The sequence below is a fragment of the Xanthomarina sp. F1114 genome (genome assembly GCF_026410255.1).
Lineage (GTDB): Bacteria > Bacteroidota > Bacteroidia > Flavobacteriales > Flavobacteriaceae > Xanthomarina.
In genome coordinates this window covers 67420-88618 of sequence record NZ_JAPMLL010000012.1, presented here as the reverse complement: position 1 = coordinate 88618, position 21199 = coordinate 67420, and the positions used below count along the sequence as shown (strand labels likewise).

At 33.1% G+C, this 21199-nt stretch carries 16 protein-coding genes and 1 pseudogene; 3 read left to right on the top strand and 14 right to left on the bottom strand.

The annotated features are described in order from the left end of the window. Nucleotides 1-45: 45 nt before the first annotated feature. From OS188_RS11080 to OS188_RS11070, 3 genes are read left to right on the top strand one after another with little or no spacing between them, the layout of a single operon-like run. Nucleotides 46-525, top strand: coding sequence for a GNAT family N-acetyltransferase (locus OS188_RS11080; protein ID WP_267148908.1), 480 nt, complete (start codon nt 46-48; stop codon nt 523-525). Beyond that, nucleotides 525-1775: an aspartate kinase gene (locus OS188_RS11075; protein ID WP_267148907.1), complete on the top strand. Its 1251-nt coding sequence runs from the start codon at nt 525-527 to the stop codon at nt 1773-1775. The genes OS188_RS11080 and OS188_RS11075 overlap by 1 nt, the downstream gene beginning before the upstream one ends. 23 nt (nt 1776-1798) lie before the next feature. Next, complete coding sequence (locus OS188_RS11070; protein WP_267148906.1) at nt 1799-3628, top strand: lysophospholipid acyltransferase family protein; 1830 nt, start codon at nt 1799-1801, stop codon at nt 3626-3628. Between the two features lie 7 nt (nt 3629-3635). Here the strand turns inward: OS188_RS11070 and OS188_RS11065 are convergent, their stop codons facing one another. From OS188_RS11065 to OS188_RS11000, 14 genes and pseudogenes are all read right to left on the bottom strand, one after another. Continuing rightward, on the bottom strand, nt 3636-3998 hold the full coding sequence (locus OS188_RS11065; RefSeq protein WP_267148905.1) for a DUF4870 domain-containing protein: 363 nt from the start codon (nt 3996-3998) through the stop codon (nt 3636-3638). 287 nt (nt 3999-4285) lie between these two features. After that, nucleotides 4286-4745: pseudogene (locus OS188_RS11060) on the bottom strand (DUF1801 domain-containing protein). A gap of 28 nt (nt 4746-4773) precedes the next feature. Beyond that, nucleotides 4774-5718, bottom strand: a complete 945-nt coding sequence (locus tag OS188_RS11055; RefSeq protein WP_267148904.1) for a 2-hydroxyacid dehydrogenase — start codon at nt 5716-5718, stop codon at nt 4774-4776. 2 nt (nt 5719-5720) lie between these two features. After that, entirely contained in the window at nt 5721-7094 is a 1374-nt protein-coding gene (gene mgtE / locus OS188_RS11050) for a magnesium transporter (RefSeq protein ID WP_267148903.1), read from the bottom strand. 44 nt (nt 7095-7138) lie between these two features. Further along, nucleotides 7139-7930, bottom strand: coding sequence for a 16S rRNA (adenine(1518)-N(6)/adenine(1519)-N(6))-dimethyltransferase RsmA (gene rsmA / locus OS188_RS11045; protein ID WP_267148902.1), 792 nt, complete (start codon nt 7928-7930; stop codon nt 7139-7141). A 16-nt stretch (nt 7931-7946) separates the two neighbouring features. Further along, nucleotides 7947-8270 carry a DUF4286 family protein gene (locus OS188_RS11040; protein ID WP_267148901.1) on the bottom strand — a complete coding sequence of 108 codons (324 nt, stop codon included), beginning with the start codon at nt 8268-8270 and terminating at the stop codon, nt 7947-7949. Nucleotides 8271-8374: 104 nt separating this feature from the next. Next, the gene (locus OS188_RS11035; RefSeq protein ID WP_267148900.1) at nt 8375-8887 is read right to left on the bottom strand and encodes a GNAT family N-acetyltransferase; all 513 of its coding nucleotides are present in this window, start codon (nt 8885-8887) and stop codon (nt 8375-8377) included. Between the two features lie 80 nt (nt 8888-8967). Further along, nucleotides 8968-10743 (bottom strand): tetratricopeptide repeat protein, encoded by a 1776-nt coding sequence (locus tag OS188_RS11030; protein WP_267148899.1) that lies wholly within the window; start codon nt 10741-10743, stop codon nt 8968-8970. 285 nt (nt 10744-11028) lie between these two features. After that, nucleotides 11029-11154 carry a hypothetical protein gene (locus tag OS188_RS11025; RefSeq protein WP_267148898.1) on the bottom strand — a complete coding sequence of 42 codons (126 nt, stop codon included), beginning with the start codon at nt 11152-11154 and terminating at the stop codon, nt 11029-11031. Between the two features lie 134 nt (nt 11155-11288). Beyond that, nucleotides 11289-12560, bottom strand: a complete 1272-nt coding sequence (gene serS, locus OS188_RS11020) for a serine--tRNA ligase (RefSeq protein WP_267148897.1) — start codon at nt 12558-12560, stop codon at nt 11289-11291. 81 nt (nt 12561-12641) lie between these two features. Then, a complete protein-coding gene (locus OS188_RS11015) occupies nt 12642-13994 on the bottom strand; it encodes an HTTM domain-containing protein (RefSeq protein WP_267148896.1) in 1353 nt (450 codons plus the stop codon). Further along, nucleotides 13987-14922 (bottom strand): bifunctional riboflavin kinase/FAD synthetase, encoded by a 936-nt coding sequence (locus OS188_RS11010; protein WP_267148895.1) that lies wholly within the window; start codon nt 14920-14922, stop codon nt 13987-13989. The genes OS188_RS11015 and OS188_RS11010 overlap by 8 nt, the downstream gene beginning before the upstream one ends. A 79-nt stretch (nt 14923-15001) precedes the next feature. Further along, nucleotides 15002-17890 (bottom strand): T9SS-dependent choice-of-anchor J family protein, encoded by a 2889-nt coding sequence (locus OS188_RS11005; RefSeq protein WP_267148894.1) that lies wholly within the window; start codon nt 17888-17890, stop codon nt 15002-15004. 203 nt (nt 17891-18093) lie between these two features. Beyond that, nucleotides 18094-20928: a T9SS-dependent choice-of-anchor J family protein gene (locus tag OS188_RS11000; RefSeq protein ID WP_267148893.1), complete on the bottom strand. Its 2835-nt coding sequence runs from the start codon at nt 20926-20928 to the stop codon at nt 18094-18096. Nucleotides 20929-21199: the final 271 nt, after the last annotated feature.

Genomic DNA, 21199 nt, shown 5'->3' with positions numbered 1-21199 from the left:
AGATAATAAACAACTTTAAACTATCTTTATCCTCAAATTTTTTATATGAAAATTGAAATTAGAAAGGCTAAAAAAGAAGATATGCTAGCCGTATATAATTTAATAAAAGCTTTAGCTGTCTTTGAAAAGGAACCAGATGCCGTAGAAATAGAAGTTTCAGATTTAGAGCGCGATGGCTTTGGAAAGGAAGCGAAATTTTTATGTTTTGTTGCCGAAGTAAATAATAAAATAGAAGGAATGGCTTTGGTTTATATGCGCTATTCTACATGGAAAGGACCAGTTTTACATTTGGAAGATTTGGTTGTTAATCAGCAAATGAGAGGAAAACAATTGGGAACAAAATTACTCGATCAAGTAGTTGTATATGGAAACCAATTAGGTGTAAAACGAGTAAGTTGGGATGTGATAGATTGGAATGAGGACGCCATTACATTTTACGAGAAAAAAGGAGCGAATGTTATGAGGGATTGGGATTTGGTTCAATTAGACGAAAAAGGAATAAAAGAGTATTTATCTAAACTATAATGCAAGTATTTAAATTTGGAGGCGCATCTATTAAAGATGTCACAGGCGTAAAAAATTTAGTAGCCGTTTTAAATAAAACTGGTTATAAAGACACTTTGGTAGTAGTTTCTGCTATGGGGAAAACTACCAATGCTTTAGAGCTAGTAGTGAAAAATTATTTTGATAGGTCTAATCAGTTACAAAGCTCTATTCAGGATGTTTTTAAATTTCATAATGCCATTTTGTTAGACTTGTTCGACAACGAAAAGCATGAGGTTTTTAAGAAAGTATCGACTTTGTTTAACGATTTAAAAGTGTTTCTAGATAGAAACAAATCCCCAGATTATAATTTTGTTTACGATCAAGTTATTGGTTTTGGAGAATTGGTCTCTACCACTATTATAAGTGAATATTTAAATGAAGTGAATATTAAGAACCATTTTTTAGATGTTCGAGAATTTATAAAAACAGACGATTATTACAGAAGTGCAAAAGTAGATTGGGAAGAAACCCAAAAGCGAATAACTACTAATTTTAATAGAACCCAGCTAAATATTACCCAAGGTTTTTTAGGGAGCGATTCTAATAATTTTACAACAACCTTAGGAAGAGAAGGGAGTGATTATACTGCTGCTATTTTTGCTTATTGTTTAAATGCACAGAGTGTAACTATTTGGAAAGATGTTCCGGGGATTTTAAATGCAGATCCTCGTTACTTTGAGAATGCACAATTACTTCATAGAATATCTTATAGAGAGGCTATTGAATTGGCTTTCTATGGAGCTTCCGTTATTCATCCAAAAACCTTGCAGCCGTTACAACGAAAGGAAATTACTTTGTTTGTAAAGTCGTTTTTAAACCCTGAAGGCAAAGGAACCAAGGTTTGTAAAGAAGCAGGTTTAGATCCGCAAATACCTTGTTTTATTGTTAAGAAAAACCAAGTGCTTATTTCATTGTCATCTTTAGATTTTTCGTACATCGTAGAAGAGAATATCAGTGAGATTTTTAAACTCTTACACTTATATAAAATGAAGGTGGATGTTATTCAAAATTCGGCAATTAGTTTTTCGGTTTGCGTAGATAATATGTATCAAAATTTAGATAGTTTATTACAGCATTTAAAAGCAAAATTTAAAGTAACTTGTACGGAAGACGTGTCTTTATATACAATTAGACATTATACAGAAACAGCCAAAACGCAAATGGAAAGAGATAAAAAGATATTATTGAAGCAATTAACACAAGAAACCATGCAGTTGGTTACTAAATAAACATTTTCACTACATTTGTATTCATGACTAAACAACTTGATAAAGGATTAGTGTCTGCCAAAGAAGTGGCCAAAGCTATAAATTTAGGCTCCTACGGATTTGTAGGAACTTTTGTAGGATGGCTGCTTATGAAGCTGTTAAAAATATCCACATTAAACGATATTTATAACCGAAACAAACATTTGGAAAAAACTGATTTTTTAAATGGTATTTTACATGATTTTCAAATTAAATTTGAGATTCCTGAAGAAGATTTAAAACGCTTACCAAAGGATGGCGCTTATATTACGGTTTCTAATCATCCTTTAGGAGGAATTGATGGTATTCTTCTATTAAAACTCATGTTGGAACAACGGGAAGACTTTAAAATAATGGCTAACTTTTTACTTCAAAGAATAGAGCCTTTAGACCCATATATTATCCCAGTCAACCCTTTTGAAAATAAAAAAGACATAAAATCTAGTATTGTTGGTTTTAAAAATGCCATTAAGCATTTAAGAGAAGGTTCGCCTTTGGGGGTGTTTCCAGCTGGAGAAGTGTCCACGTATAGAGATGGAAAACTAGTTGTAGACAGACCTTGGGAAGACTCAGCTATGAAACTTATTCAAAAAGCAGAAGTTCCTGTAGTACCTATTTATTTTCACGCTAAAAATAGCCGACTTTTTTATAAACTATCTAAAATTAGTGATACGTTTAGAACCGCTAAATTACCTTCGGAATTATTGACTCAAAAACGAAGAACTATTAAGGTAAGAATTGGTAGACCTATTTCGGTGGCAGATCAAAAGGAGTATTCTTCTTTAAAGGACTTTTCAGAATTTATAAGAAAGAAAACCTATATGCTTTCAAACTCTTTTGATGAAAAAGGGGATTTATTAAGTCATATTTCTTCTACTTTAAAAGTACCAAAACCACCTAAGCGAATTGCAACTCCTATTTCTGGAGAGATTATGAAACAAGAAGTCGAAGGGCTAAGAAGTGGAGACTGTAGATTGTTGCAGAGTAAAAATTACGAAGTGTTTTTAGCTACAAGTACCGAAATTCCAAATATTTTAAGAGAAATTGGAAGACTTCGAGAAGTAACTTTTAGAGAAGTAGGAGAGGGCACCAATGAATCTGTAGACTTAGATACTTTTGATACCTATTATCATCATATGTTTCTTTGGGATAGCGAGAAAGAACTTCTTGTTGGTGCTTATAGAATGGGATTAGGTTCTCAAATTTATTCCAACTATGGAATTGATGGATTTTACCTGCAGGATTTATTTAGATTCGAGCCGGAATTACATAAAATGATGAGTCAGTCTATAGAAATGGGTCGTGCGTTTATTATCAAAGCGTATCAGCAAAAACCTATGCCTTTATTTTTGCTTTGGAAAGGGATTGTGCATACTACCTTGAGATATCCAGAACATAAATATTTAATTGGAGGAGTAAGTATCAGTAATCAGTTTTCTAGTTTCTCTAAGTCGCTAATGATTGAGTTTATGAAATCTCATTATTACGATCCATATATTGCTCAATATGTCCACCCTAAAAAGGAATTTAAGGTGAAGTTAAAGGATGCTGATAAAGATTTTGTTTTTGATGAAACGGAAGCCGACTTAAATAAATTCGATAAAATTATCGATGAGCTAGAGCCAGGAGCTTTACGCTTGCCTGTTTTACTTAAAAAATACATCAAGCAAAATGCAAAATTGGTAGCATTTAATGTAGATCCGCTTTTCAATAATGCTGTAGATGGGTTAATGTATATTAAAATAGCAGATTTACCGGAAAGTACCGTGCGTCCGGTTATGGAAGAATTTCAAGCAGAATTAGAACAGAAGCTATCCGAACAGAGTGATTCTTAGGTAGATTTTAAAAGATAATAAACCATTCTTGGAATCTATTGCCAAAAAAGGGTATATGTTTTATTTCGCCACTTAAAGAGCCCACTAAACTTAGTATCCATAATATAAAGAAAGCCATTCCAAGAACCCAGCCAATAACAGGTATAAAACTAACAATTAAGATTCCTAGCATAATACCTAAAGCTTGCCTAATATAAAAAGAAGCGTAAGCATTTTTATTTTTACGATTCATAAAATAGGCAATAATCCAACCAATTATAGTCATATGTGCAATTATGGCTATTGTTTTCCCATCCTTTAAAATATCATGAGAAAACTTACTTGTCTCATTGTAGAGGTCATCTTCAAAATTATTATTCTCGACAGACATGATTTCTATATTTTAAAATGTGTCTCTTAAAGATAGTGAAAATTAAGAAGTTATCTAAGTTTTTTGCTTAAGATAATTCTGAATAAATTAGAATATTTAAAAGAAAATCTAAGACATGTGTTTTTGAGAGTAACTTTCCAAAATTCCAATTTTTTTTTGTGAAGGAGGAAGGTTATATCGATTTTGATTAGGAGATAGAAGTTAGATGCAATTTTACTGTTAAATGATGAAAAACATAACAGCTCATGAATTCATCTTTTTAACTAATTTTGGCGTGAAAAGCCTAATTACTTTTTCTTTATGGTTTTTTCATAAATTTCTATCCATTCATCTACAGAAAGTTTTTTAGAAAGTTTTTCAATAAGTTCAAAAGGAATATCGTCCATTTTTTTAAATCGAATACAGCTTTTCCCCATGTCTAATTTGTATTTGCTGTGTTTTGGATATTCATTTACAAACCAATCATGTATTTCTGGTTTAGAATAAATTCCAGAATGATATAGATTAATGGAGTTTTTTTTGTGAAGCAAAACTTATAAATGGCAGTGGTGTTTTTGGATCGCAATGATAACCCTCTGGATAAATGCTATGCGGCACATAATATCCTATCATACCAAATTGAATTCCTTCTTGAAAACCTAAAGGGAGATTGTTTTTAATGGTTTTCCTTAACTTGTTTAAAACTACTTTACGTTCCTCTGGTGCTTGGCTAATATAATCTTCTGGAGAATTTGCTTGATGTTTCATGAGCTAAGTTTATTTTAAACATTTAAAGTTAACCAAACTTAGCTTTTATTTTATTTACTATTGTTTGTGCTAATTTTTCTTTGCTTTCCACCGTCCAGCCTGCTACATGGGGAGTTAAAATTACATTTTCAGCTTTTATTAAATACCTAAATGCTAGTGGCATGTCTTCATCATTTTTTTTAAATAAGTTTTCAAATGAGGCTTTTTCGTATTCTAAAACATCTAAGCCTGCACCTAAAATTTTACCTGATTTTAAAGCGCTAACCAAGTCTTTTGTTACAACACTTTTTCCACGAGCTGTATTAATCAACCAAAACGGTTTTTTAATGGCTTGGATAAATTCTTTATTCACCATATTAAGAGTCAAAGTAGTTTGTGGAGTGTGTAAACTAACAACATCCACTTGCTCTTGAAACTCTGCTAAAGAAACTTGTTTGGCATTTTTATCTCCAACATTCTCTTTAATATCGTAACATAAAACAGTCACATCAAAACCCAAGAGTTTTTTTGCGAAGGCTTTTCCCATATTTCCATATCCAATTAAGCCAATGGTTTTTCCATCTAATTCTATTCCTCTATTTTCTTCGCGCAGCCATTTTCCTTCACAGACTTCTTTATTGGCTTTAATAAGCTTATTGAATAAAGAAAGAAGCATGGCTAAGCTGTGTTCACCTACGGCATTTCTATTTCCTTCTGGCGCAGAGATTAAATAAATTCCTTTACTTTCTGCATAAGAACAATCTATATTTTCTAAACCAGCACCAACACGACCTATAAATTGGAGGTTTTTTGCAGCGTCTAGAAAAGTTTTATCAATGGAAAAACGACTTCTAATAATTATTCCATTGTAATCGGCAATTTTAGCTTCAATCTCAGCCTTAGAGGAGTTGTAATCTTCATCGTTTTGAAAACCTAAAGCATCGAGTTGCTTTATTAATAAGGGATGATTTGTATCTAAATGAAGGACTTTCATAATTAAAAACCTAAAATTAGTTTAGCTATTAAAAAGTAGGTCAATACTCCAAAAACATCATTACTAGTAGTAATAAATGGACCTGTGGCAACTGCTGGATCTATTCCTTTTTTGTCTAGAAGTATAGGGATTAGTGTTCCAATAAAAGCAGCCATTGTAATAACCGTTATTAGAGAAAGAGAGATGGTTAAAGAAACCATATAAGGAGTTCCAAAAACAAAATGACTAATAATTAAAGCTATAAACGCGATAGCGATTCCGTTAACTAAACCTAAGAGAAACTCTTTAAACAATCGCTTTAAAATTTTCCCATCTATTGTATCGTTAGCCAAACCTTGAACTACTATGGCCGACGATTGTACACCTACATTTCCTGCAGTTGCCTGTATTAAAGGAACAAAGCTTAAGAGTACAATAAAACTCCCCATGCCTTCATTAAAGTGCTCTATTATACTTGCCGCGCCAAGGCCTCCAAACATACCAATTAATAGCCAAGGCAAACGGGCTTTAGTTAATTTTAAAATACTTGCATCGGCTTCTACTCCTTTAGAAATACCTGCCGCCATTTGATAATCTTTGTCGGCTTCTTCTCGAATAACATCTACAATATCGTCAATGGTTATTCGGCCTAATAATACCATGTTTTCATCTACAACAGGTATAGCTTCCAAATCGTATTTTTGCATTATTCTTGCAACTTCTTCTGAGTCTTCATCAACTTTTACATAATCGACACTTTTAATGTAGATATCTGAAATTTGTTGATCGCTTTTAGCAACAATTAAATCTTTTAAAGAAAGACGTCCTATTAGTTTATTCTGTTTATTAACTACGTAAATGGAGTGAACTCTTTTAACATCCTGGGCTTGAGCTCTAATTCGTCTTAAACAACCGGCAACAGTCCATGTTTCGAAAACTTTTACCAACTCTTTGGCCATAAGACCTCCAGCAGAGTCTTCGTGGTAGGCTAAAAGTTCTGTAATTTCAGCCTTATGGTCTTGATCTTCAATATTTGAAATTACCTCTCTTTGTCTGTCTTCCGGAAGTTCTGCAATTATATCTGCAGCATCATCTGTATCAAGTTCTTCAATTTCATCTGCAATTTCTTTGGCAGATAAATTTCGAAGTACCTTTTCCCTATTGTCTTCGTCTAACTCCATCAAGACATAGGAGGTGGTTTCAGAATCTAGAAGCTTGATAACATACATGGCTTCTTCTAGATTTAACTCGTCTAAAATTTCAGCAATATCGGCGTAGTGAAACTCTGTTAACAAAAGGTGTAGATCTGTATCGTTTTTGGTTTCGATAAGTTGTTCTACTTGTTCAATAAGTTCGTCGGTTAGCTCGAATTGTAAGTTTTCGTTTTCTTCAGACATAAGGTTTCTAGACTTTTATTTTCTCTGTTAGAATAGTAAAGAATTTATTGTTCTACATCGGTTTCAATTAATTTGGTGAGTTCTATAAACTCTTGTACAGCTAATTGTTCGGGACGTTTGTCAAAGATACTATTTGCTTTTAGATTATCGCTTAAATTGAATGTTTTTAAGCTGTTTCTAAGGGTTTTTCGTCGTTGTTGGAAAGCTGTTTTTACTACTTTAAAAAGCATGGCCTCGTTACACGAAAGTGTATAGTTTGCTTTCCGTTTTAATAATAGAACACCAGATTCTACTTTTGGTGGCGGATTAAAAACGCTTGGAGGTACTGTAAATAAATATTCTGCATGGTAAAAAGCCTGAACTAAAACAGAGAGAATACCGTAAACCTTACTTCCTTCTTTGGAACAAATACGTTGAGCAACTTCTTTTTGAAACATGCCTGAAAACTCAGGTACCTGATTGCGCATTTCTAGAGTCTTAAAAACAATTTGTGTGGAGATATTATAAGGGAAGTTTCCTATTATGGCAAAAGGTTCATGATTGAAAATAAGATTTAAATCGTATTTTAAAAAATCCTGCTCTATTACTCTATCTGCTAAGTTTAAATAGTTGTTTTTTAGAAACTCTACAGATTCTGTGTCTATTTCTATAACATGAGTTTTTGTTTCTTTTTTGAGAAGATATTTTGTTAAAACTCCCATCCCAGGACCTATTTCAAGTACATGCTTATAACCTTCAAAAGACAATGTATTTGCTATTTTTTCTGCAATAGATTCGTCATTTAAAAAATGTTGTCCTAAATGTTTTTTTGCTTTTACTTGATGGTCTTTAGACACAGTGATTTTGTTTTGATTAGTTAAAAGTAGCCGTGTATTCATCAATAATTTCCAATTCGGTTCTAAATGCTAGCATTTTGTCTGCAAAACGCATTAAGCCATCTTGTCTTAATTTATCTGCATGATTATTGTAATATGCTTCTAAATCTTCTCTGGATTTAGCTCTGTATTGAATAGAGTATGTTACACCTCCCATTTCTTCTTCTACCAGGACGCGCGATAATTTTGCTTCTGAAAATTTTCCTGTGGCTAATACTTTTTGAATATGTACTTTTATCCAGACTAGCCAGTCTTCGTGGACACTATCTTCTATGTTTACGGTTACGTTATATATAATCATGATTATGTTTTTTAATTCTAAATGAGAAAAACTAAATTCCAAATGGTAATTAGTAATATTGGAACTTTATTTTCTCTATTTCTATTACCAGACTAGGTTTTGCGTTATAATTCTTTTGCAAATAACAGAAGTTCTTCGTCATCATCAAAAGGTTTCACTCTTTTTTCGAAAGATAAACCTAGTTTTTCTAATAATTTAACCGACTTATTATTTGAAGGTAGAGTTATGGCTAAAATTTTTTCTAAATGAAATTGGTTTTTTGCTAGTTTTAAAATTTCTTCCGATGCTTCAAAACCATAGCCTTGGCCTTCATAGGCAGGAAGCATAGCAAATCCCATATCCACATGCTCCAACTGGTCTCTTTTTACAAGTCCACATGTGCCAATAGCTTTCCCTTTATCTTCTTTTAAGAGTAATTTATAAAAGCCAAAACCAAAATCGGAATAACTTTTAATTGTACCTTCTTTTAAATAAGATTTAGCGGCATCTATTGTTTTAACATCTCTGTCTCCTATATATTTTATCCAATTTGGCGTGTTTACCAATTCAAGAAAAAATGGGGCATCTTTTTCTGTGAACTTGGAAATAAGTAGCCGATTGGTTTCTGCTATAATCATCTTGTAAATATTAAGAATATACTCGGTTTTTTCTAAACAACACTTAAAATACCTACTAAATTTATATGCCTAGAACATGGTTAATCTATAGCGTCGCCACGTAAAAATCTATAATTTTTTCTAGCTTCTACAAAAAAGATACTGTCTTGATAATTAAAGATTATTTTCTCGTAATGATCTTTAGCTTTTTCTGGTTGATTTAACTTTGTTCTATATAATTCTGCCAAATAGAAATGCGCATCATCAGCTAGAATATCGTCACTAAAATTTGTTATAATACTTAAATAGTTGTTTTCGGCTTTGTGATATTCTTTTATTTTTTCGTAAAGTTGTGCTTGTTTTAATAAAGCTTGATCTTCTATAGTTTTGCCGCGATGTTCATTTAAAACTACATCTAAAAGTGAGATTGCTTCTGAAGTTTTATTTTGATAAGCCATTAAATCTGCTTTAGCATATAGTTTTAAGGCAGTTTGCGTAGAGTCTTCATATTTATTGTCCGTAATTAGGAGCATAAGATCCAAAGCATCGTTAGCAATTAACTGAGAAGTCGAAGATTTTAATATTTTAAGTTGAGACTCTGCCCATTTAAAGTCTCCTTTATAGTAGCTAGTTTGAGCCACTTTAAAACGTGCTTCTTGAGCAATAGTACTGTTTTTTAAGTTGCGTTGTATTTGTGTATAATAAATCAGGGCTTCATTAAATTTTTCTTCTAAAACTAAAATATTGCCTAATTCCATTTTAATTTGAGCCTCTTGAAATCCGCTAATAGGCAACTCTAAACTTTGTTTTAATGAGCTTACAGCTTCTTGAGAGTTGTGCTTGTAGAAAGCTAAGAAATGCGCGTAAGAAATTTGCATTTGCAAAGTTTGTGTGTGTTTTCCGTATTCTGTAAAAATATCTTGATAGGCGCTTAAAACCTCCGGATAATCTGAGGGAGTGGCCATTTGAGTTTTAATTTGCAAACGATAATAATGAGCTTTTAACTGAGTGTCTGCATCTTGAGCAGTTTCTGTTAAATAGGTAAAAATATTTAACGCAATGTCTAAATGATTGTCTGCCTGAGCAATAAGCGCTAATTCCTCAATACGATCTAAGCTCTCTGGTTGTCTAAAGAAAATAGCCTTTTCTTGAGTGAAAGCTTTGTTATAATCTTTTTGCTGAACAAATAACCAGCTTAATAATTCGTTCCAAAGAAGGTTTTGATCGGATTGAATTTTTTTTAGAAGAAGTCTTCTTAAAATAATATTGTTTTCGTTCTCACTATCTTCGCTTATAAACTCGCTAAACGCTCTTTTTATGGTGTTTAAGTATCCGTCGTTTATCTCGACAAAATTTAGATAACTCTCAAACATTTTTGAAACATTCCCTTGTTCGCCATAAATTCTTGCTAATTGCACATTGAAATTTAATTCAGGTCTTAAAGCCATCGCTTTTTCATAAGCTGTTATTGCGTGTTCCAGTAGAGACTTATCTTCAAAAGTTTTTCCTATTGCAAAGACATAGTTTGGGTTTTCGTCTAAAGTTTCTAAGGCTTTATTATAATAAATTTCGGCGTCGTACAGCTTATTTTGTAATTGATAATTATACCCCAATTCAATTAATAAAGGTGGATAATTAAATTTAGGAATCTGATTTAAAAGTAGAGATTCAGCTTCTTGGAAATTTTCTAATTGTTGATGAGATTTCACCAACTGTATGAGGTACGTATTATTGTTGGGCGATTTATTATAAAGTCTTTGGTAAGAGAGTAAAGCTTTTTCAAAATCGCCATTTTTAAAGTACTCAGCAGCCACTATATCTTCTTGCGAAAACATATTGCTACAAAAACATAAAAATAATATTAGTAAAAATCTCATACCCTGACTTTGCGTAAAGATAAGAAATGTGTTTTTAGATTTTGTAAGAATCCTGATTTTTAAGATTGATTTAGGAGAACGTAAAGAATAGCCTGGTCTTCTATGATGTTAAATAAGGAAATTAGGAGCTTTAAAAGCTGGTATAACTAACAAAAAAATGCCTGAAAAAAATCAGGCATTTTACCAACCAAAATAAATGTGCTATTAATCATTTAACATGATTCATGTATTCGATTGGGACAATTATTACTAAATCTAAATTTAGTTATTTGTCTTTTTTTAAATCTATTCGGCTATCGTCATAGTAATGGTTTTACTTTCAGATTTAGACAAGTGGAAATCTGAAAATAATACTTTACTAGCAATAAAAACTAAAACGATTAGTAGTAAAATACGTACTACATTTTTCATTGTAAGCAGGTTTTATAATTTGGAACCACTAACTTGTAAAAAATAATTTAATAAACAAAGAAAAACGCTAAAAAATCGTTGAACAACGTGTTTTTTTAGCGTTTAATCGATAAAACAAGAATAATCTTACAAGATTAGTCGATTATTTTAAACCCTGTATATGGTATTAAAACCTCAGGAATTTCAATTCCATCTTTGGTTTGATAGTTTTCTAAAATTCCTGCTAAAACTCTAGGTAAGGCTAAAGAACTTCCATTTAAGGTATGGGCTAATTCATTTTTACCTTCACTATTTTTAAAACGCAGCTTAAGTCTGTTAGCCTGGAAAGTTTCAAAGTTAGAGACAGATGAAATTTCTAACCATCTTTCTTGAGCTGTTGAGAAAACTTCAAAATCGAAGGTTAAAGCTGAGGTAAAACCAACATCTCCTCCACAAAGTCTTAGAATTCTATAAGGCAATTTTAATTCTTTTAGAATAGTTTTTACATGTTCTACCATTTCATCTAAAGCTTCGTAAGAACGATTAGGGTGTTCTACGCGTAATATTTCAACTTTATCAAATTGGTGTAATCTATTTAAACCTCTTACATGTGCCCCGTAACTTCCAGCTTCACGTCTGAAACATGGCGTATAGCCAGTTATTCCAATTGGTAGTTGAGACTCTTCAAGAATTACATCTCTAAAAATATTAGTTCCAGGAACTTCAGATGTTGGAATTAAATATAAATTGTCTTCAGTAACGTGGTACATCTGACCTTCTTTGTCCGGCAATTGCCCAGTTCCAAATCCAGAAGCTTCGTTTACTAAAAGTGGTAATTGATATTCCGTATAACCAGCTTCTGTATTTTTATCTAAAAAGTAAGCAATTAGAGCGCGTTGTAATCTGGCTCCTTTTCCTTTATAAACAGGAAATCCTGCTCCAGTAATTTTATTACCAAGCTCGAAATCTATGATGTCGTATTTTTTGGCTAATTCCCAATGTGGAAGAGCGTTCTTGTCTAAAGTTGGAATGGTACCTTCGCTAAAAACCACTTCATTATCGTCTTCTGTAGATCCTTTAGGAACAGAACTGTGTGGCACATTAGGAATTTTATATAACAACTCGTTTAAAGCATCAACAGTTTGACTTAGTTTATCGTTTAAAGTTTTTGTAGTCTCTTTAAGTTCGGTTGTTTTCTCTTTTAAAGCATTGGCTTCATCTGCCTTTCCAGATTTGTACAAGTTTCCAATTTCTTTAGAAAGCGTATTGGACTCGGCTAAAGCATTGTCTAAAAGGGTTTGCGTTTGTTTTCGCTCTTCATCTAAAGAAATTACGTCTTCAATCATTTTAGTCGCATCTATATTTCTAACGGCTAATTGCTTTATAACGTTGTCTTTATTTTCTCGTATAAAAGGTACTTGTAACATGTTTAGTTAAATTTAAGTCACAAATTTAAGGAATTGCTAAGAGATTTAATCGCACTTAGTAGGTTTAATTATAGGTTGTTTTTATTGAGGAGATTTTGGTGAGTTTTGTTCTAATAATTCCATCTCCTTTGATGGTAAAATCCATTCGCAGTGCTTAAATATATCCCATTTTACGGCAGCCAAATCAATATCAGGTTTTATTAGTTGTTTGTAGGGTCCGCCATTAATTCTAATTTTACAATCTACAAATACGGAGATATCTTCACCTTGCTTAGCATAAAAATCTTTTAAGTATTGAGAGAATTGCCAAATAACATCTGGTTTGGTATTTACTAAATGCAGTTGTTTTCTACTTAAAAAATCGTTTAAATTTATAGTAGTATGTTTTTGTGTTTTCTTGTTAACTACTCTATAAACTGCAAAACCTTGTTTGGCTCTTAGCATCATTCTCCACGATAAGCGATGGCCTTCTTCCGTCCAAAGCACATCGTCTTTTATAAAATGATGTCTTATAGGTAGTGCAATTTGAATAATAAAATAGATAGATCCAAGTATAACTAATGTGTTTCTATATGAAGGAATAATCACTTCGTTTTGAGAATAAAAAGGCTTTCTCTTAAGGAATAATTTATGAATAGTTTTAGGTTCAAAAAAGAAAAGTGCAAATGATAGTGATAAATAAGGAAATATTCCTACTTGAAAAACAAAGGAATTAAATAAATGAAAGAATATAGATGCAAAAAACGCCCATTTTCTAGTTGGTTTATAAAGTAGTAATGGAATAATTAAACCATCGAATAAGATACCGCCATAAACTAGGAAATAGTGTACCCATTTTTGTTGTAGAAGCTCTCCTACAAGAAAATAATGTTCTTTGGTTTTCATTATAATCTCTATAAATGACGTGTCCAACCAGCCGGGATAAAGTTTTGCAAGAGAGCCGTAGGTGTATACAATTAGCATTTGTAAAATAAAAACTAACCGGCACCAATTGGGCATGGACAGCTGTTTTATATTTGGGTTGTTTCTGGCGTCTATAGAATAGTATCTGTTTGCTGGTAAAAAAACCATGATACCACTTAAAAGAATGAGTAAATAATAGTGATTGTTATACGATGCTTTCTGCATAAAATAGGTAGCAGCCCACATTATTGTAAATATAATGGCGCTAAATCGATATTTATAGCCAAGCATGATACATAGGCCAAAAAGTCCCATAATCAAGTAATACATATACATCCAGTTGCCAGGAAGTGGTTGCAGAAATTCGAAACCTATAAATGAAAAGGTGAATTCTGGCTCGATAAGAGTTCTTTTAATCCACCCAGTAAAAATGGCGCCAACAGCTTCTAAAAAACATAGAAGTCCGAAAATAATTCTAAAAACTATAAGTGAACTATTGTCTATATGTTTAAATAGTAACTTATTAAGCATGTTGTTCGGCTATGTATTTTAAAGAGGTTTCTTTGTCTCTTTCAAGTTGTGCTTTTAGCTCGTTTACCGATTCAAATTTTTGTTCGTCTCTAATTCTGTCTAATAGTTGAATAACCAAAGATTGGTTATAAATTAATTGATTGAAATTAAAAAAATGAACTTCTATAGATTGTTCATTATTGGAGTCTATAGTAGGGTTGTAGCCAATGTTCATCATTCCGTAAACAGGTTGCTTGTCTATGGTTGTTTTAACTATATAAACCCCTTGTTTTGGAATAAGTTTGTAGTTTTCTTTTATAAATATGTTAGCCGTTGGAAAACCAATAGTGTTTCCTAAGCCCTTTCCTTTTACAACTTTTCCTGAAAGTATAAAATTGGAACCTAAATACTTATTGGCTTTTTTTATGTTTCCATCTAAAAGTGCTGCTCTAATTTTTGTAGAACTTACAGAAACATCATTAATATCCTGGGCAGAAATTTCTTCCACTTCAAAACCGTGAATTTTACCATAGGATTTTAGATCTTCAATATTGGCTGCTCTATTTCTTCCAAAATGATGATCGTAGCCAATAATAATTTTTTTAACTCGCAGCTGTTTTACCAAAACTTCTGTTACGTATTCTTCTGCTGATAACCGGGAAAACTCCTTAGTAAATTTTTTAACCACTAAAACATCGAGACCTAGTTGTTCTAAAATAGCACTTCTTTCGTCTATTGTATTTATAAGTTTAATAGTAGTATCATTTTGAAGCACCATTCTTGGGTGTGGAAAAAATGTCAATACCACCGATTTTAGGTGTCTTTTTTTAGCGGATTGAACCAGACGTTCTATAATTTTTTGATGCCCAATATGAACCCCGTCAAAAGTACCAATGGTAACTACGGTATTAAAGTTAAAATCTAGTTGAAGTGACTTGTAAATTTCCAATCTTGTAATATTTCTTCAAAAATAAAAAAAGAGGACTGATATACATCAATCCCCTTTCAAGTTTATTTAATTATAAGAGTTATTTCTTTATAAATGGTAAAGATAATTGACTTGACTCTTTAGTTATTTTAATAAAGTACATGCCGTTACTTAAGCTCGAGGTATCGATAGATAAATCTGCTTCGGTTGAAATGTTTTTACTCATCATTACTTGACCTAACATATTGTAAACTGCATAAGCATCTGGAAGATTCTTATTAGTTGATTTTATATTAAGTACATGAGATGTTGGGTTTGGATAAATTGAAATTTCAGAATCCATTTCAAAAGAACTTAAAGACAATAATGCCATTTGAGTTCCAAAAACATAAGTACCATCTAAGCCTGATGTAAATTCAGCCGATAACACAGCATCTGTATCGAATGCTGAAAGGCTAGTAGCAACGATTTCGTTGGTGCTTTCTTTTCTTACGTATAGCTCATTCCTAGAATTTCCAGTTATAGCTTCCCAAGCAGCAAGTTCAGCTTCGGTAAAGTAAAAATCTATAGTAGTTCCCGCTGAAGTATTTGTAGCAGCCGTAGTAATATCGAATGTTTTTGCAGTTACAAAATTTGCAGGATCTGTACTTGAGCCGTACATAACAGCTGCAGCACCAGCAGTGGCAATATCTCTAGATACAGAAACATCCGTACATCCAAAGTTGAAAGCACCGGTATTATCGATACTTAACATGATATTTCCAGATTCTTCATCTGAAAAGTAAGCTTCTCCAGAATCATTAATTGCTTTAGTTGTAGCTGTATTTACATCTGTTTGAACATTCACGCTAACATTTGTAGATACTGAAACATCGTCTAACATAAATATAAACGCGTCGTTAGAAACACACTGGAAAGTGATGTAAACTTGTTGACCATCGTAAGCCGATAAATCATAAGTGTACTCTGTCCAAGCCTCTGGTGCTTGAACATAAGGTGCTGCTGAAATAAATGTAAAACTACCTGGGGCAGTGTCTGTTGTCGATACTCCAACCTTAAAGCGTTCTAAACCATATTGCCCAGTATAAGATCTAGCCCAAAATTTAAGCTCGCTTTCTGTACCATTTAGATTAATTTGTGGTGTAAAGATGTAATCATTATTAGGTGCACTAGTTGCTGCAAAGCAATAATAACCTTTAGACCCTGTATGCGGATCCATTGGAGTTCCACTTAAAGAAGGACTTGTTTGACTTGGATTAAATACTATGAATGAACCAGTATAACCTGAGTTTGTAAATGTAGCATCTTGAATTCCATAAGTTGTACTTTGATCTACATCTAGCATTGTCCAATCTCCAATTGGAGTAATGGCGAAATCTTCATACGATTCAAACCCATCACTGAAAACAGTTGAAGGTCCAGAGCTAGATACGGTATAATCGTCGTTTTTAATGGTAACTGTATAGGCAGTATCATTTGCAGTAGCGTCTCCAGAAGTGCTTACGCTTACTTCAAGTATAATAGTTTCATCTGCTTCAACAATTCCATCCTCATAAACTCTTAAGGTAATAGCATTGCTTCCTGTTGTAGAACCAGCAGTAAAAGTAACTGAGTTATTAAGTAACTCGTAATCCGTGTTTAAGCTAGCTGTTCCTGAGGTTACTAAGGATGCTGTTGCACTAGCAGAAGCTTCAGTACTTAAAGCTATTGTTATTTCAATATCTTGATAACCACAATCGCTACCTTCCATAACTTCTGTAGGGATAGTAGAAGCTATATAAACAGAAGGAGTAATAGTACAAGCTTCAGAAGAATTAAGTTCCATACGTCTAGGTGATAATGACATAATAGCTTGAATACGGTCTTTCTGATCTGATGTAAAAGTGTCCATACATGCATCATTTGTATAATCCATATAGTTTTGTACTTGATCATTTCCAGGGTGTGTAGGACATGAATCAGCATTTAAATTACAGGTGTAATTTGGTTGTCCAGCTACAGGTGTATCGTTACAAAAATCGTCAACGTTACAACCACCATCGCCCCAAATATGTCTTAAGCCTAACCAGTGACCAACTTCGTGAGTCATAGTACGTCCTAAGTTATATTGACCGTTTAATATAAACGAACCATCGTTAGCTGCAAGTGTTCCCATAGCATCAAAAGCAGCCACAACACCATCTGTACTAGCAGGTCCTCCAGAAGCATTTAAACCTCCAAGGTTTGGAGTGTTATCTGGAAATTGAGCATAACCTAAAAGCCCAGTCATTCCACCTTGTTGAATAGGTAGTCCACCTGGTCTAATTGTCCACATGTTTAAATATTGTGTTGGATCCCATTGGGTAACTTGTTTCATAGCTTGAACATCAGCTCTAGTTTCCCAATCAGGACCTCCTGAACCATTCGCTACATTGTCGTTGTAAGGAGAGATATTATGTCTTACAACTCCTGTTGTTGCTGCACCATTAGGGCCAACTTCTGCAGCACAGAAGTTAATCTCTACATCTACGGCAAGACCTGTAGTATTTGCACCTCCAGGTGTGCCAGACAAGCGTCTGTAATCTTCATTTAATACTTGAATTTGAGAAAGTGCTTGTGCATCAGAAATGTTTTCTCCAACAATATTTCCAGGTGTGTTTATAGCGTCACCATCATGGATAACATGTATTACTACAGGGATATTGTAAACAACTTGAGGTGAGCGTCCAGCTAATCTATCTGCTTTAATTTGCTCAACTGTTGGAGCTATCCACTCTTCAAATTGTTCTCTAGTATATCTAGTAGGGTCTTCTTGTTGTAACGCAATTTCATTTTCATCTGTCAAACATTTAGCAAATCCTGTTTGCTCTATACAATCTAATGTTTGTTCAGTAGGTTGAAAATTAACTGCTGAGGATTGGGGGGTGAGTGCTTTTACTTTTTGCTGAGCAAAGATGCTTATATGGCATGTAAGCAAAAAAAGAAAAAGACTAAGTGTAATTTTTTTCATGTGTTTTTTAATCTTTAGATAAATTATGCCCTAAAATTATAAAAATTTGATAAGAAAATGTGTTAATTTTTTCAGTTAATGTTCCATTTTAGACGAATTAACATGGGTAATAGTATTATTATTTAAAATAATATCTTCTTATAAAAAAAAGAGGGCTAATAATTATTAGCCCTCTTTAATTCCATTTTGAAGTTTTTTAAACCTTATTTCTTAATAAATGGTAAAGAAATCTGGTTAGCTTCCTGAGTTAATTTAATGAAATACATTCCATTGTTTAAATTAGAAGTGTTTATTATTAAATCTGATTCGTTAGTAACTTTTTTACTTAGAATAACTTGACCTAACATGTTGTACACTACATAATTATCAGGTAACATATTGTTAGCTGCTTTTATTGTTAATTGATTGCTAACAGGGTTTGGATACATGCTAAAGTTGTTAAGCATGTTGTTTTTTATACTTAAAGAAGCATTTAATGGGCCAAAATAAAAAGTTCCATTAAGTCCAGTAACGTTGGCTTCAAGAGTTACGTTTGAATCGAAACTACCTACAGTGGCAGCTTCAATATTAACAACCGTACCGTCTACTTCTCTTATCATATATAGCTCGGCTCTAGTTTTACCAGTAGCAGTTTCCCAACCAGCAATTTCGTCTTCTGTAAAATAGAATTTAGCTGTAACGTCTCCAGTAGCATTTGGAGTATCTGTAGTAATACTAAATGTTTTTTGCATTACAAATTCCGTAGGATCCGTATTTTCAAGAAGTTGAGTTCCTGTTCCTTCACGGCTTACAGAAATATCTGCACAACCATATTGAAAACCATCGTTATTTTGTAATCCGGCCATTATGTTATGTGTATCACTGTCATAAGCATAAGCTTCTCCGTTTCCAGAAAAATGCATGCTAGCAGAAGTTCCAGAGTTTACAGAAGTTTGTACATCGTTTTGTAAAAATGTTACTGCTGTAAAGTCGTCTACCATAAACATATATGCATCCGAAGAAATATAGTGTATCCCAATTCTAATATCTTGGTTGTTGTAAGCAGAAAGATCGTAAGTATCTTCAAGCCAAGTTCCATAAGGAGCTGTTTCTGAAGCACCCGAAATTAATGTAAAGTCAGACCCCGATGTTGGAACTCCAGAACCTACATAAACACCTACATTATAATTTTCTGGACCATAAGTGTCAGACAATGCTTTTACCCAAAATGAAACAGAACTACCTGATGCTCCTAAAGAAAGCACCGGAGATATTAACCAATCGTCGTTCGCATTAACACCGCCAGCTGGACTAGCAGCCCATGCAGCAGCATATTTGGCGCCACTATGTGGATCAAAATTTCTAGTTTCTGCACCTCCACTACTATTGGTAGATGGGGCAGGAGTTGTTGTAGCTGGATTATAAATTTGATAAGCCATTGGTGCAAAAGCATTTGGATAGTTGGCATTATCTACACTTGCGTAGGTACCTAACCCATCTAAATCTAATGTAATCCAGTCTCCAATATTATCAATTATAAAATCTGAATAACCTTCAAAATCTTCGTCTACTAAAGTTGTTAAAGTTCCAGAAATAGGAGCCTCATCATCATCAAGAATAGTGTAAGTTAGTGTTTCAGAACCGTTTGTTGCTAATTCGGCATCGCCAGAAGTGTCTAAAGTCATATTAACAATAATAGTTTCGTCATTTTCTACAAAACCATCTTCGTAAATTCTTAAGCTTAACGTTTGGTTTGCATTAGAACCTGCTGGGAAAGTTACACTTGGAGTTAATAACTCATAGTCCATCATATTTGTTGCTGTACCACTTAAAGAAAAAGTAACGGTAGCATCTGCAGAAGGAGCTAATCCTATATTTACAGAAATATCTACATCTCTAGAAATACATCCCGTTCCTTCTTGTTCGCTTAAAGAAGTAGTTCCAAATGCAATTACTGGATTCGAATTACCTGTTGTAGAATTTGGTAAATTTGAAATACCATCGGCATTTTCAAGAACAGTTACTATTCTGTTTACTTGGTCGAATGTAAAAATATTCATACATCCATCATTGGAATAGTCCATGTAGTTTTCAACCATATCTCTAATGCCATCACAAGTTGTTTGGTTGTTAGTAGGACAGCCGAAATTGGCGTCTTCAGATTGAGGTGTATCATCACAGTAATCGTTTCCACAATATGAGTCTCCCCATATATGTCTTAGTCCAATCCAGTGTCCTATTTCATGAGTTAAAGTACGTCCTAAGTTATAAGGAGCACTTGTTCCTGGATTAGCTACCGATCCTACACTTCCAGCTAGAATTACTACTCCATCCGTAAGCTCTGAACCTCCATCTTGAGGCATACCCGGCAAGGTTGAGTTAGATGGAAATTGTGCATAGCCTAATAATCCTCCACTTAATTGTGCTGTCCATATATTTGCATATAAAGAACGATCCCAAATAGTTGCTGGTTTAATTGTGTTGTCTAAGGCTGATGTAGAAATGTTACCACTGTATCCATAAACACGGTCTATTCCTGGTTCTGCTAACGGATTTCCATCTGGATCAACTACTGCAGGAATAAAATTGATTTCTGCAGATTCTGCTGCTTCATGTGTACTTCCCGATAAGTTATTAAAGTCTAAGTTTAACTGATCTATTTGTGCTTGAATTTGTGAAGCAGGTAAGTCGCTTGCAGCACCTGGAGAACCAGAAAGAACGTGGAATATAATAGGAATATTAACTACGGTTCTTCTATAAGTTCCATTAGCTTTTTCTTCAGCTATACGTTGTAAGCGAGCTTCCATTAAAGGAGCTAGCCAATTCTCGAAATCTTCTTCCGATTGAATATTAGGATTATTTCGTCTGCGTTGCTCGCTCATTTCTACTGTAGCGCATCTAACAAATCCTGTCTCATCAAAATGTCTTTGATTTACTTCTGTTAATTGCAGAGGTCCGCTAGGAACAGACATAAATGAAGATTTTTGCTGCGCATGCAGACTAAAAACTCCTACAAATAACAAAAGTAACCATACTAGTTTTAAGTTGTTTTGTTTCATAATTAAGTTTTAAAAAATAAATTGATTAATTGAATTAGGTAAAAATAGCCAAAAAAATAACAAATAATTAATATTAACGTCGGATTTGTTTTAAAGCTAAGACTTTAACATAAAACGTGTTAATAAAACATTGTAGTTAAGTTGAATTTTTTAAAAACGAAAAAATGTTGGTTGAAGACTTATGAGTTTTGGATGAACTTTAGTCGAAACTTGAATGAACGTTGGATTTAAAAATAAAAATATTTATAGATGAATAAATATATTAAACCAT

Excerpts from the sequence above, each read along its gene's own strand:
- OS188_RS11080 (WP_267148908.1), top strand. The coding sequence starts at position 46 with ATGAAAATTGAAATTAGAAAGGCTAAAAAAGAAGATATGCTAGCCGTA.
- OS188_RS11075 (WP_267148907.1), top strand. The coding sequence starts at position 525 with ATGCAAGTATTTAAATTTGGAGGCGCATCTATTAAAGATGTCACAGGC.
- OS188_RS11070 (WP_267148906.1), top strand. The coding sequence starts at position 1,799 with ATGACTAAACAACTTGATAAAGGATTAGTGTCTGCCAAAGAAGTGGCC.
- OS188_RS11065 (WP_267148905.1), bottom strand. The coding sequence starts at position 3,998 with ATGTCTGTCGAGAATAATAATTTTGAAGATGACCTCTACAATGAGACA.
- OS188_RS11055 (WP_267148904.1), bottom strand. The coding sequence starts at position 5,718 with ATGAAAGTCCTTCATTTAGATACAAATCATCCCTTATTAATAAAGCAA.
- mgtE (WP_267148903.1), bottom strand. The coding sequence starts at position 7,094 with ATGTCTGAAGAAAACGAAAACTTACAATTCGAGCTAACCGACGAACTT.
- OS188_RS11040 (WP_267148901.1), bottom strand. The coding sequence starts at position 8,270 with ATGATTATATATAACGTAACCGTAAACATAGAAGATAGTGTCCACGAA.
- OS188_RS11035 (WP_267148900.1), bottom strand. The coding sequence starts at position 8,887 with ATGATTATAGCAGAAACCAATCGGCTACTTATTTCCAAGTTCACAGAA.
- OS188_RS11030 (WP_267148899.1), bottom strand. The coding sequence starts at position 10,743 with ATGAGATTTTTACTAATATTATTTTTATGTTTTTGTAGCAATATGTTT.
- OS188_RS11025 (WP_267148898.1), bottom strand. The coding sequence starts at position 11,154 with ATGAAAAATGTAGTACGTATTTTACTACTAATCGTTTTAGTTTTTATT.
- serS (WP_267148897.1), bottom strand. The coding sequence starts at position 12,560 with ATGTTACAAGTACCTTTTATACGAGAAAATAAAGACAACGTTATAAAG.
- OS188_RS11015 (WP_267148896.1), bottom strand. The coding sequence starts at position 13,994 with ATGCTTAATAAGTTACTATTTAAACATATAGACAATAGTTCACTTATA.
- OS188_RS11005 (WP_267148894.1), bottom strand. The coding sequence starts at position 17,890 with ATGAAAAAAATTACACTTAGTCTTTTTCTTTTTTTGCTTACATGCCAT.
- OS188_RS11000 (WP_267148893.1), bottom strand. The coding sequence starts at position 20,928 with ATGAAACAAAACAACTTAAAACTAGTATGGTTACTTTTGTTATTTGTA.